This is a genomic window from Mycobacterium sp., assembly GCF_049683935.1.
Classification (GTDB): domain Bacteria; phylum Actinomycetota; class Actinomycetes; order Mycobacteriales; family Mycobacteriaceae; genus Mycobacterium.
In genome coordinates this window covers 1-11,401 of record NZ_JBAUJR010000487.1, presented here as the reverse complement: position 1 = coordinate 11,401, position 11,401 = coordinate 1, and the positions used below count along the sequence as shown (strand labels likewise).

General features: G+C 68.0%; 15 protein-coding genes. 12 read left to right on the top strand and 3 right to left on the bottom strand.

All coding sequences use genetic code 11. The features are described from left to right. Positions 1 to 65: 65 nt before the first annotated feature. Genes WA965_RS27825 through WA965_RS27775 form a run of 11 tightly spaced genes read left to right on the top strand, consistent with a single transcriptional unit; the run spans position 66 to position 9,085 of the window. On the top strand, positions 66 to 704 hold the full coding sequence (locus WA965_RS27825) for a DUF5947 family protein (RefSeq protein ID WP_526299279.1): 639 nt from the start codon (positions 66 to 68) through the stop codon (positions 702 to 704). Beyond that, on the top strand, positions 701 to 1,354 hold the full coding sequence (locus tag WA965_RS27820; protein WP_526299277.1) for a DUF6084 family protein: 654 nt from the start codon (positions 701 to 703) through the stop codon (positions 1,352 to 1,354). The genes WA965_RS27825 and WA965_RS27820 overlap by 4 nt, the downstream gene beginning before the upstream one ends. Continuing rightward, complete coding sequence (locus WA965_RS27815) at positions 1,351 to 2,709, top strand: hypothetical protein (RefSeq protein WP_526299275.1); 1,359 nt, start codon at positions 1,351 to 1,353, stop codon at positions 2,707 to 2,709. Before WA965_RS27820 ends, WA965_RS27815 begins: the two co-directional genes overlap by 4 nt. After that, positions 2,700 to 2,819 carry a DUF6893 family small protein gene (locus tag WA965_RS27810; protein ID WP_526299273.1) on the top strand — a complete coding sequence of 40 codons (120 nt, stop codon included), beginning with the start codon at positions 2,700 to 2,702 and terminating at the stop codon, positions 2,817 to 2,819. The genes WA965_RS27815 and WA965_RS27810 overlap by 10 nt, the downstream gene beginning before the upstream one ends. 12 nt (positions 2,820 to 2,831) lie before the next feature. Then, positions 2,832 to 3,320: a hydrogenase maturation protease gene (locus tag WA965_RS27805; RefSeq protein ID WP_526299313.1), complete on the top strand. Its 489-nt coding sequence runs from the start codon at positions 2,832 to 2,834 to the stop codon at positions 3,318 to 3,320. A gap of 3 nt (positions 3,321 to 3,323) precedes the next feature. Continuing rightward, on the top strand, positions 3,324 to 3,566 hold the full coding sequence (locus tag WA965_RS27800; RefSeq protein ID WP_526299271.1) for a HypC/HybG/HupF family hydrogenase formation chaperone: 243 nt from the start codon (positions 3,324 to 3,326) through the stop codon (positions 3,564 to 3,566). Beyond that, complete coding sequence (hypF, locus tag WA965_RS27795) at positions 3,563 to 5,854, top strand: carbamoyltransferase HypF (RefSeq protein WP_526299269.1); 2,292 nt, start codon at positions 3,563 to 3,565, stop codon at positions 5,852 to 5,854. Before WA965_RS27800 ends, hypF begins: the two co-directional genes overlap by 4 nt. 18 nt (positions 5,855 to 5,872) lie before the next feature. Continuing rightward, positions 5,873 to 6,172, top strand: a complete 300-nt coding sequence (locus WA965_RS27790; RefSeq protein WP_526299267.1) for a HypC/HybG/HupF family hydrogenase formation chaperone — start codon at positions 5,873 to 5,875, stop codon at positions 6,170 to 6,172. Continuing rightward, positions 6,169 to 7,269 carry a hydrogenase formation protein HypD gene (gene hypD / locus WA965_RS27785; RefSeq protein WP_526299265.1) on the top strand — a complete coding sequence of 367 codons (1,101 nt, stop codon included), beginning with the start codon at positions 6,169 to 6,171 and terminating at the stop codon, positions 7,267 to 7,269. Before WA965_RS27790 ends, hypD begins: the two co-directional genes overlap by 4 nt. Next, positions 7,262 to 8,335: a hydrogenase expression/formation protein HypE gene (gene hypE / locus WA965_RS27780; RefSeq protein ID WP_526299263.1), complete on the top strand. Its 1,074-nt coding sequence runs from the start codon at positions 7,262 to 7,264 to the stop codon at positions 8,333 to 8,335. Before hypD ends, hypE begins: the two co-directional genes overlap by 8 nt. After that, positions 8,336 to 9,085 carry a DUF6390 family protein gene (locus WA965_RS27775; RefSeq protein WP_526299261.1) on the top strand — a complete coding sequence of 250 codons (750 nt, stop codon included), beginning with the start codon at positions 8,336 to 8,338 and terminating at the stop codon, positions 9,083 to 9,085. A 5-nt stretch (positions 9,086 to 9,090) separates the two neighbouring features. On the opposite strand, the gene WA965_RS27770 is transcribed toward WA965_RS27775, so the two are convergent. Then, the gene (locus WA965_RS27770; protein WP_178358601.1) at positions 9,091 to 9,285 is read right to left on the bottom strand and encodes a DUF3046 domain-containing protein; all 195 of its coding nucleotides are present in this window, start codon (positions 9,283 to 9,285) and stop codon (positions 9,091 to 9,093) included. Between the two features lie 9 nt (positions 9,286 to 9,294). Next, positions 9,295 to 10,467: a glycosyltransferase gene (locus WA965_RS27765; protein ID WP_526299259.1), complete on the bottom strand. Its 1,173-nt coding sequence runs from the start codon at positions 10,465 to 10,467 to the stop codon at positions 9,295 to 9,297. A gap of 41 nt (positions 10,468 to 10,508) precedes the next feature. Between WA965_RS27765 and WA965_RS27760 the strand changes: the two genes are divergently transcribed. After that, a complete protein-coding gene (locus tag WA965_RS27760; RefSeq protein ID WP_526299257.1) occupies positions 10,509 to 10,949 on the top strand; it encodes a limonene-1,2-epoxide hydrolase family protein in 441 nt (146 codons plus the stop codon). 11 nt (positions 10,950 to 10,960) lie between these two features. Here the strand turns inward: WA965_RS27760 and pspM are convergent. Continuing rightward, on the bottom strand, positions 10,961 to 11,401 hold a 441-nt coding region (gene pspM / locus WA965_RS27755; protein WP_526448251.1), incomplete at its 5' end, for a phage shock envelope stress response protein PspM.

Sequence of the window (11,401 nt, the reverse complement as noted above, 5' to 3'; positions counted from 1 at the left end):
GTGCTCCTGCGCGACGGCGTGCTCTCGATGGCGCTCCCGAGCGCGTCCGCGGAGAGCGTGGCCTGATGACCTCCGGGAGCGCCTACGACGTCCTGGCCCGCATCCGCGCCAACCGCGCGTCACCGCTACCGGCCGGGGAGACCTGCGAGATGTGCTCCGAACAGATCGCCGACGAACACCAGCACGTGGTCAACGTCGAGGGTCGCCAACTGATGTGCGTCTGCCGTGGCTGCTATCTGCTGTTCACCGACCGGCAAGCCACCCTGCGGTACCGGGCGGTGCCCGACCGCTACCTGGCGTTCCCGGAATTCGCACTCGACCGCCGCCGGTGGGAGGCCCTGCAGATTCCGGTCGGGCTGGCGTTCTTCTTCCGCAACTCCCACCTCGACCGGACGGTCGCCTTCTATCCCGGTCCTGCAGGAGCCACCGAATCCGAACTGGATCTGGAGTCCTGGAACGACCTTCGCGCCGCCGATCCGCGGGTCGACACCCTGGCCGACGACACCGAGGCGCTGTTGGTGCGGGTCCCCGACCAACCCGACGCGCCGCCGGTCTGCCACCTGCTGCCCATCGATGCCTGCTATGAGTTCGTCGGCCGGCTCCGGCTGCTGTGGCGCGGCTTCGACGGCGGGCAGGACGCGCGCCGGTACATGGACGACTTCTTCCAGACCGTCGCCGACCGGAGCAAGGTGATGGTCCGATGACCGGACCGGCGACCTCGGTGACGTTCGCGGTGCTGGATGTGGCGCCCGAACCGTACGCGGTGACCCCCGTCCTCACCGCCAGGGTCGGCATCGCCGCAGTCGGCGACGACCCGATCCACGCGATCGCGCTGCGCTGCCAGGTGCGGATCGACCCGCTGCGGCGCACCTACTCCGACGCGGAGGCCGAGGGCCTGACCGACCTGTTCGGCACGCGGGAGCGCTGGGCCACCACGCAGCACACCTTTCTCTGGCAGCACGCGACCGCCATGGTGCAGGGGTTCACCGGAGCCACCCAGATCGGAATGCCGCTGGAGTGCACGTACGACTTCGAGGTGTCGTCGGCGAAGTATCTGCACGCCCTGCGCGATGGCACCGTTGCGTTGCAGTTCCTCTTCAGCGGAACGGTTTTTGTGCACGGCACCCGTGGCTTCTCCGTCCAGCAGGTGCCGTGGGACCGAGAGGACCGCTACGACATGCCGGTGTCGGTGTGGCGCGACCTGATGCAGCAGCACTTCCCGAACACCGGCTGGTTGCGACTGGACTGCAGCACCGTCGACGCGCTCGCCCACTACCGGTCGACCCACGGGCTGCTGTCGCAGGACGAGGCCATCATGTCGCTGCTCGCCCGGTCGAGCGAGGACGTCCGATGACGACCTGGGACCGGGCCCGCGCGGTCGCCGACGCTGTCCTCTACGAGGGCTATCTGCTCTACCCCTACCGCGCGACGTCGGCGAAGAACCAGTCCCGCTGGCAGTTCGGGGTGCTCGGTCCGCAGGATGCCGAACAGCGTGGCATCGGCGAGAACAACAGCCTCTCGGCGGACGTCCTGGTGCGACCGGGCGACGCGACGGCGCTGTCGGTTGTCGTCCGTTTCCTGCAGCTGCAGCACCGGGCGGTCGAACGGGCCACCGGCGACGGACGTTTCGAGCCGGTCGACGAACTCGTCAGCGGCGACCGATCGTGGTTGACGTGGGACGAGGCCGTCGAGCACGAGATCCCGTTCGGCCCCTTTCGCGTCGCCGCACTGGCTGACACACTGCGACTCCCGCTGGCGGTGCCCCGTGCCGAGGAGGCGGAGATGATCGACGGCGGGCGGTTGCTGCGGACCCGGCGCGAACTCCGCGCCGACGTGACGCTGTCGGCCGAACCCGACGACGGCCTGATCCGGGTGCGTGTCGTGGTGCGCAACATCGCCCCGCCCGCCAGGGACAAGGACGACGCGATCGCGATGTCCCTGATCGGCACCCATGTGGTCACCGAAGTGCACGGTGGCCAGTTCGTCTCGCTACTCGAACCCCCACCCGAGGCCATCGACGCGGTGTCCCGGTGCCACCGGCATCGCTGCTTCCCGGTGCTGGCCGGACCTGCCGGCGCCACCGACCTGATGCTGATCTCGCCGATCATCCTGTATGACCATCCCGAGATCGCGGAACAGAGCGACGGTGCGCTCTACGACTCCTGCGAGGTCGACGAGATCCTCACGCTGCGGATCATGACGATGACCGACGAGGAGAAGGCACAGGCCCGCGCCACGGATCCGCTGGCTGCCCAGATCATCGACCGGTGCGACACGATGTCGCCGGAGGCCCTGCTCAATCTGCACGGTGTGCTGCGAGATCCGCATGCGCAGGTTCCCGACCCAGGGCTGGTCCCCGAGATCCCCGACGGCGTCGACTGGTGGGACCCGATGGCGGACAACGCCGTGAACCCCGGGGTGGACGCAGTGCTGGTGAACGGTATCCGGGTGAGCGCCGGCACCCGCGTCCGGCTGAGGCCCACCCGGCGCGCCGACGCCCAGGATCTGTTCTACGCGGACAGGGTCGCCCGGGTGACGTCGGTGCACGAGACTGTCGACGGGGAGACTCACGTCGGTGTGGTGATCGAGGACGACCCGGCTGCCGACCTGCACGAGTGGTACGGCCGCTACCTGTACTTCGCCCCCGACGAGGTCGAACCTCTCGAAGCCCATGATCTCAGCCCAGAAAGGAGTTCGAGATGGAGGTAGTCGGCTGGATCGCCACGGGAGTCGTGGCGGTGGTCATCGTGGTGGCCGTGATGGTTGGCGTCAGGTCGGTGCCGGATGCCAAGCGGTATCTCAAGATGCGCCGGATGTAGCGGCGAGGAGGCATCACGTCCACCACACTGGTAGCCGGTATCGGCAACATCTTCCTCGGCGACGACGGTTTCGGACCCGAGGTGTTGCGCCAGGTCGCACCACACATCAGCGACCCGGCAGTGCGCGCAACGGATTACGGCATCCGGGGCATGCACCTGGCGTACGACCTGCTCGACGGGTACGACGCGCTGGTGCTCGTCGATGCGCTACCGGATCGCGGTACACCCGGCACCGTGCACGTCTTCGAGGCCGATCATGAGAACCTCTCGGCGGCAACCGGTCTCGATGCCCACGCGATGCATCCGGCGGCAGTGTTCGCAAGCCTCAACGCACTCGGCGGCAGCCCACCGTACACCGTGGTGATCGGTTGCGAAGTCGCCTGCATCGAGGAGGGTATCGGCCTTTCCGCCCCGGTAGCATCAGCAGTGCCCGCCGCGGTCCGCGCCGTACGGCAGGTGGTGGCCGGACTCTCCGCCCGCACCGCTTCACGGGAGGGCTGAGCCATGTGCCTTGGGATTCCCGGACGGGTCCTTCACCTGCTCGACGGCTACGGCGGCCAACTCGCCCTCGTCGACGTCGCGGGCGAGCCCCGCAAGGTCAACATCGGCATGCTGCCCGAGGAGACGTTCGAAGCCGGCGACTGGGTGGTCATCCACATGGGTTTCGTCGTGGAGAAGACAGACGAAGCCGGGGCGGATGCTGCGTTGGCCGGCCTGAAATTGATGGGCAGCGGGGACTCGCCATGACGGGCCGGCTCCGGCGGCGGATCGCCGTGCGTGGTGTCGTCCAGGGTGTGGGGTTCCGGCCCTTCGTCTACACCACCGCCGCGGCGGCCGGCCTGTCCGGCACGGTGCGCAACGACAGTTCCGGTGCCGTGATCGAGGTCGAGGGCGATCCAGACGATGTCGACGGCTTTCTCGACCGGCTGCTTGGCGACCCGCCCCCGCTAGCAGTCATCGAAGCTGTTGACATCCAGGACATTCCGACGGTCGGCGGCACCAGCTTCCGGATCGAGGAGACATCGCGTTCGGACGGCGGTCGCACCCTCGTCTCCCCCGACGTCGCGATGTGCGCGGATTGCAGGGCCGAACAACACGACCCGTCGAACCGTCGATACCGGCACGCCTTCATCAACTGCACGAACTGTGGTCCGCGCTTCACGCTCATCGCTGGGGTTCCCTATGACCGCGCCAACACCACCATGGCCGGCTTCCCGATGTGCGCGGCCTGCGCGGCCGAGTACGCCGATCCGACCGACCGCCGGTTCCACGCCCAACCGGTGTGCTGCCCGAACTGCGGCCCGCGCTTGTCCTACACAGACCGACGGCACCAACGCACCGACGGCGAGGACGGCCTGCGGCAGGCCCGCCGATTGCTGCGGGACGGTGGCATCCTGGCGGTCAAGGGGATCGGGGGTTACCACCTGGCATGCGACGCCGCGAACGACGTTGCGGTGTCTGAGCTGCGCCGCCGTAAACAGCGCGGAGCCAAGCCCTTTGCGGTGATGGTTGCAGATCTGCCAGCGGCGCGCAGGCTGTGTGTCTTCGATGAGGGCGCGCAGCGACTGTTGTCGGGTACGCAGCGACCGATCGTGCTGGCAGTCCGATCGCCGGACGCCCCGGTCGCCGACTCGGTGGCACCACACAATCCTGATCTGGGCGTGATGCTGGCCTACGCCCCGCTGCACACACTGCTGTTCGGGCTTCCCGGTGACGAACCGGGGCCCGTCACCTTGGTGATGACATCGGGCAACCGCGGTGGTGAACCGATCTGCTATCGCGACGACGATGCGACAGCGCGACTGTCGGATCTGACCGACGGTTGGTTGGTGCACGACCGGCCGATCCTGGTGCCCTGCGATGACTCGGTGGTGCGGGTGGTCAGCGGCGTCGAGCTGCCGATCCGGCGCTCGCGCGGGTACGCACCCCTTCCGATCGCGCTGCCGGTGTCCGTGCCGCCGACACTCGCGGTCGGTACCGATCTGAAGAACACCATGGCGCTCGCCGAGGGCCGGTATGCATGGCTGAGCCAGCACATCGGTGACATGGACGACCTCGCCACCCTGTCCGCGTTCGGCGCGGCGACAGCCCACCTCGGTGCGCTGACAGGAGTGCGACCGGAGGTCTTCGTCGCCGACGCGCATCCCCGATACCGGTCCACTTCCTGGGCGCACCGCAACGCCGACGGCCGGCCGGTGCGCACCGTTCAGCACCACCACGCCCACATCGCGGCGGTGATGGCCGAACACGGTCTGGACGGTTCCGGGCAGGTGATCGGCTTCGCGTTCGACGGCACCGGTTACGGGACCGACGGCGCGGTCTGGGGTGGGGAGGTTCTACTCGCCGACTACAAGGGCTTCCAACGAATCGCCCACCTGAAATACGTTCCCCTGCCGGGCGGGGACGTGAGTGTGCTCCGCCCCTACCGGATGGCGATGGCACACCTGTGGGCCGCCGGCGTTCCGTGGGCCGACGACCTGCCGCCTGTGCGCGCCTGCCCGCCGACCGAGAGCGCAGTACTGCTGCATCAACTCGAGACCGGGCTGGGATGTGCCCCGACGTCCAGCATGGGCAGGCTGTTCGACGCGGTGTCCGCGCTGGCCGGGGTCCGCCAGGTGGTGGACTACGAAGCGCAGGCTGCCATCGAACTGGAAGGCCTGTCGCGGGGCGCTGATCCGGGCGGGCTGCGGTACCACTTTCTTGTCGACTTCGCAGCCGGCGCCACCGCGCTGATCGATCCCGCTCCCCTGCTGTGCGCCATCGTCGACGATGTGCGCGCCGGCGTCTCCTGCGGCGTGATCGGCGCCCGGTTCCACGCCGCCGTTGCCCGGTTGATCGTCCACCTCACCGCAGAGTTCGCCCACGAAGGCGCGACGGTCGCGCTGTCGGGCGGTGTGTTCCAGAACGCGCTGCTCCTGGCGAACTCGATCACAGCGCTGCGCAACAACGGTTTCGAGGTGATCACCCATCGTCGGGTACCGCCCAACGACGGCGGCATCGCGCTGGGCCAGATCATGGTCGGAACCTCGGGGTAGCAGAAAGGAGAACTTCTCATGTGCCTGGCGGTACCGGGAAGAATCGTGCGGTTGATGAACCGTGACGGCACACTGATGTCGGTTGTCGACTTCGGCGGTGTCCAGAAGGACGTCTGCCTGGAGTACATACCCGACGCCCGAGTGGGCGAATACGTGGTGGTCCACGTCGGGTTCGCGATTCAGCGTCTCGACGAGGAATCCGCGATCCAGACTCTGGCCGAGTTCGAGCGTCTCGGAGTGCTCAGGGAGGAATTCGGCGACGGGTTCGAACTGGCCGCGCAGCAGGCGGGCCTGACCAATCCCGAGGTGAAGCGATGAAGTACCTGGACGAGTTCAGCGATCCTGAGCTGGCGGGCAAGCTGCTCGATCAGATCCGGGCGGCGACCAGCAGACGCTGGGCCATCATGGAAGTCTGTGGTGGACAAACCCATTCGATCATCCGGCACGGTATCGACCAGCTGCTGCCCGATGAGATCGAGATGATCCACGGCCCGGGCTGTCCGGTATGCGTGACGCCGCTGGAGATCATCGACAAAGCGCTGGAGATCGCGTCCCGGCCCGACGTGATCTTCTGTTCGTTCGGTGACATGCTGCGGGTCCCGGGCAGCGGTAAGGACCTGTTCCGGATCAAGAGCGAGGGCGGCGATGTGCGGGTGGTCTACTCACCACTGGATGCGCTCACCATCGCCAAGGACAATCCCGGCAAGCAGGTGGTGTTCTTCGGGATCGGTTTCGAGACCACCGCCCCCGCCAACGCGATGACGGTGTATCAAGCCAAACGACTTGGCATCAAAAACTTCTCGCTCTTGGTATCGCACGTGCTCGTCCCGCCCGCCATCGCGGCGATCATGGAGTCTCCGACCTGTCGGGTGCAGGCATTTCTGGCCGCAGGCCATGTTTGCTCTGTGATGGGTACCGCCGAATACCCACCCCTGTGCGACAGATATGCCATTCCGATCGTTGTCACCGGCTTCGAGCCGCTGGACATCCTCGAAGGCATCCGGCGAACCGTGCTGCAACTCGAGTCCGGGCGACATGAGATGGAGAACGCGTACCCACGTGCGGTGCGCGCCGAAGGCAACGCCCCTGCAAAGGCGATGCTGCTCGATGTGTTCGACGTGACGGACCGGGCCTGGCGCGGCATCGGGATGATTCCGTCGAGCGGCTGGCGGCTGTCCGCGAAGTACCGTGACTTCGACGCCGAGCACCGGTTCGCGGTCACCGACATCCGCACCGAGGAGTCCGCGGTGTGCCGGTCGGGCGAGGTGCTCCAGGGCCTGATCAAGCCGCACGAGTGTTCGGCGTTCGGCACATTGTGCACACCGCGAAACCCGTTGGGCGCCACCATGGTCTCATCCGAGGGCGCGTGCGCGGCCTACTACCTGTACCGCCGGCTGGAGGTGACGCATGCCTGAGACACCCGGACCGACGGCGATCGACATGGAAGCGTGGGTATGCCCCGCACCGCTGCGCGATGCGCCCAATATCCTGATGGGACACGGCGGCGGCGGGGCGATGTCCGCCGAGCTCATCGAGCACCTCTTCCTGCCGGCATTCGGTTCGGCGGCGGACGCCGCGATGGGCGACTCCGCGGTGCTGCAGGTCGGCTCCGCGAGGTTGGCCTTCTCCACCGACTCGTATGTGGTCAAGCCGTTGTTCTTCCCCGGCGGCAGCATCGGCGATCTTGCGGTCAACGGCACGGTCAACGACTTGGCCATGGCCGGAGCGCAGCCGTTGGCGCTGTCCACCGCGTTCATCCTCGAGGAGGGCACGGCACTGGCCGAACTCGCGCGGGTCGCGCACGCGGTGGGGACCGCGGCGCTCGCGGCTGGGGTGAAGTTGGTGACCGGTGACACCAAGGTGGTCGACTCCGGTCACGGTGACGGCGTCTACATCAACACCGCGGGCATCGGTCTGGTCGACCGGCGCGCCGACATCCGCCCCGAGCGGGCTCGCCCGGGTGATGTGGTGATCGTCAGCGGTGACATCGGCGTGCACGGGGTGGCCGTGATGAGCTGCCGAGAGGGCCTCGAGTTCAGCACCGCCGTCGCCAGCGACAGCGCACCTCTGCACGGTCTGGTGGCGGCGATGATCGACACCGACGCCGACATCCATACCCTGCGCGACCCCACCAGAGGCGGTATCGGGGCGACGCTGAATGAGATCGCCAAGGCCGCCGGTGTGGGAATCTCGTTGATCGAGCGATCTTTTCCCATTCCCGGCGATGTTCGTGACGCCTGCGGACTGTTGGGCCTTGATCCCCTCTATGTCGCGAACGAAGGCAAGCTGATCGCCTTCGTCGCACCCGAGGACGCCGACCGGGTGCTCGCCGCGATGCACGCCCACCCCTACGGCGGCGGCGCCGCGATAATCGGCAATTGTGTCGCTGAGCACGCGGGGATGGTCGTGGCGCGTACCGCGCTCGGCGGCACCCGGGTTGTCGACCTGCCCATCGGCGAACAACTTCCGCGGATCTGCTGAATGGCGGCGACGGCCGGCCCTGCCCATCCTGGACACGCATTGTTCGCCAGGTACGCCTACCCGCCCAATGAACTCGGGTACTGCGGCCCGCCCGGCACCGGGGCCCTGCCCGGAAGGGATGTAACGGAGCTGGCCGACTACGCCCGCGAGTTCGACGGCGCATGGCCCTATCTGCGCGCCATCGCCGATGCTGCCGGCCGGCCGGATCCCCTCGACGAGGAGGTCGTCCGCAGCTACTGGGTGGGCGGGCAGCTGCTGAATGACGTCGATCCCTCGGTGATGCTGGCCCGGCTCCGGGATGCGTTCAGTCGACAGGTGACGGGCCTGCTCGCCGAGGTCACGCCTGACAACGCCCTGGCCAATCACAGTTTTCACGTCTTCGTGGTGTACCCGTGGGCGCGATTTCTGGATCGCGACCCCATCAGACCGTTGAAAGTCATGCAGGACTGCAGGATTCGCTGGGGCCTCGTCGATGAGGTGCGTGACGATCACGCCGTCATCATCTCGCGTCCGCTGACTTTCGAATACGGCGAGCTCAGCCTCGGTGCGCCCGCCACCGAGCGGGTGCGATGGCGCAGGAACGGAGCGTCGCTGGCGCCCGCGCCGGTACCCGGACAGATGGTGGCGGCGCACTGGGACTGGATCTGCGGGCCGCTGACCGCCGCAGAGGCCAGTGACCTCGAAGCGGCGACCCAACGGACTCTGACGTTGGTCAACGTCGCGCTTCCGGCCCCGGACGGCAGTGTGTGACGTTTTCACCACTGATCGCGCGGGACCTCGAAGTCCGCGCACAGCGCCCGCCACACCTCGCGGGGATCCACCCCGTCCTCGATGGCCTGGGCCCCGGTGCGACCACCCAGGCTTGTCAGCACGTGGTCGACGAGCATCGACGACGCCCGGATCGCACCGAACTGGCGCTCCACGAGCTCAGAGAATTCCGTCAGCCGCACAGGCCCAACTTACGCCGACAGGCCGAGTGCGTCGTGGCACACCCGTACCGGATCGGCGACCTCCGCGGCACCGGCACCGGCCCGCCTCGCGGCCTCCCGGTAGCGTGGTGAGCCCAGTATTTCCCGGGTGGCCGCGGCGAGCGCGTCGGGCGTGAGCGGCCTGATGAGCTGCGCACTCCCCTGCCGCACAACACGATTGGCGATCTCCCATTGGTCGCCGCCGCCGGGGACGATGACCATGGGCACGCCGGCGAGCAGTGATTTTGCGACGGTTCCGTGGCCGCCACCGCAGATCAGCAGATCCGCGCGGGAGAGCAGTTCGTCCTGCCGTCCGAGTCCGACCACCGCCCATGGCGGGATCTGCCCCTCCGGTCCTTCCAGCCGCGACACCACCACGCGCGCGCCCTTCGGCAGCACGTCGCCGGGCACGAGCGTCTCCAGCGCGAGTTCGGTGAGCCCACTGGCTCCGGTGTTCGCGGTCGACGGTGCGACCACTACGACGGGTCCGTCCCCGGGCGGCAGCTCCAATACCGATGTCGTCGGCTCGAAATGCAGCGGGCCCACCACGACGGCCTCGGTGGGCCAGTCGGGTCGGGGCACCTCCAGGGCGGGCAGCGTCGCGATGAGGCGCCGCAGCGGGCCCGGATCGACGGCGGGAAGGCCGATCCCGACACGTGCCTCGGACCGCTGGCGCAGACCGGCACGCCAGGAACGCGCACTGAGAGACCGCAGGACGGAGTCACGCAGCCGGCCGCGCAGACCGGCCCCGGGCGCCAGTCCACTGCCCAGCGGCGGAAGGCCCTTCGACGGCCGGTAGAGCGGATGGGTGTTCAGCTCGATCCACGGCAGTCCGAGCAGGTCGGCAGCCAGTCCCCCGCAGGTGGTGATCGAATCCGAGATCACCAGATCGAGCCCCAGGTCCCCGATCCGCTCGCTGTTGAGCACCGCCATGCGCGCCGCCCGCCGGTGGATCTTGGCGCCGGAATCGGCATCGTCGTCCTCGGCCGTCGGATCGAGCCCGTCGAGTTCGAGTGCGTCGATGCCCTCACCCCGCGCCACATCGAGCCATTTCCTACCGGTCAACAGCGTCGGCTCGTCGCCCGCGGCCAGGAAACGCAGGCACAATGCGATCGCCGGAAAGGCGTGTCCGGGATCGGGTCCTGCGACCACGGCGACACGCATGCGGGCTACCCTGCCACAGCATCCACCGTTAGGCTCAGGCGATGACCGACGAGGCACTGCTCATCAACACAGCGACCAACTCCCGTACGGTGCAGGCGTTCTTGTACGCACTCGCCGACGAGGACTTCGACACCGTCGAGTCGCTCGCGGCGCCCGAGTTGATCTGGCAGAACGTCGGCCTGCCCTCCATCCGTGGTCGCGCCCGGATCATGAAGGTGTTGCGACGCGGCGAGGGCAAGGTCGGGTTCGCGGTGAAGTTCCACCGCATCGCCGAAGACGGCACGACCGTGCTGACCGAGCGCACCGACGCGATCATCATCGGGCCGCTACGGCTCCAGTTCTGGGTCTGTGGCACGTTCGAGGTGCACGACGGCAAGGTCACGCTGTGGCGCGACTACTTCGACTTCTTCGACACCCTGGTCAAAGCTCCGCTGCGGGCGGTCGCCGCGTCTGTGCTCCCGTCGCTGCGCCCGACGTTCTGACCTGGCGCCGGTCAGGCACCGCGCAATCGGCCGAGCTCGTCGAATGCCTGCGCCCAGCCGGTCAGCCGGTCGGTGGCCAGGGCCAGCTCGTCGCGGTAGCGCCGTTGCGACATCGGCGAACTCGACATCGACCCCGAGTTGGCCGCTGACACCAGCTGTGCTGCGGCGGTGACCATCTCGTTGTACTGATGGGCACCGCGATCGAGCTGGGACCGAAAGGCGGCGATCGTCGGCGCGAGGTGGGCCCGCGACTGCGGGGCCGCGTTGATGGCCCGCTCCATCGACACCACCTCGGCGGCGGTGGCCGACATCGTCGCCACCGTCATATCCGCGGCCGTCCTCAACTCGTGCAGTTCCTCGGCGGGCAGCATCCGGCCCCGCTCCAGGACGCCGAGCAGCGAGCTCAGTCCACGTTCGGAGGTCGCCAGGGCCGCCATCGGCGCACGGGCGGC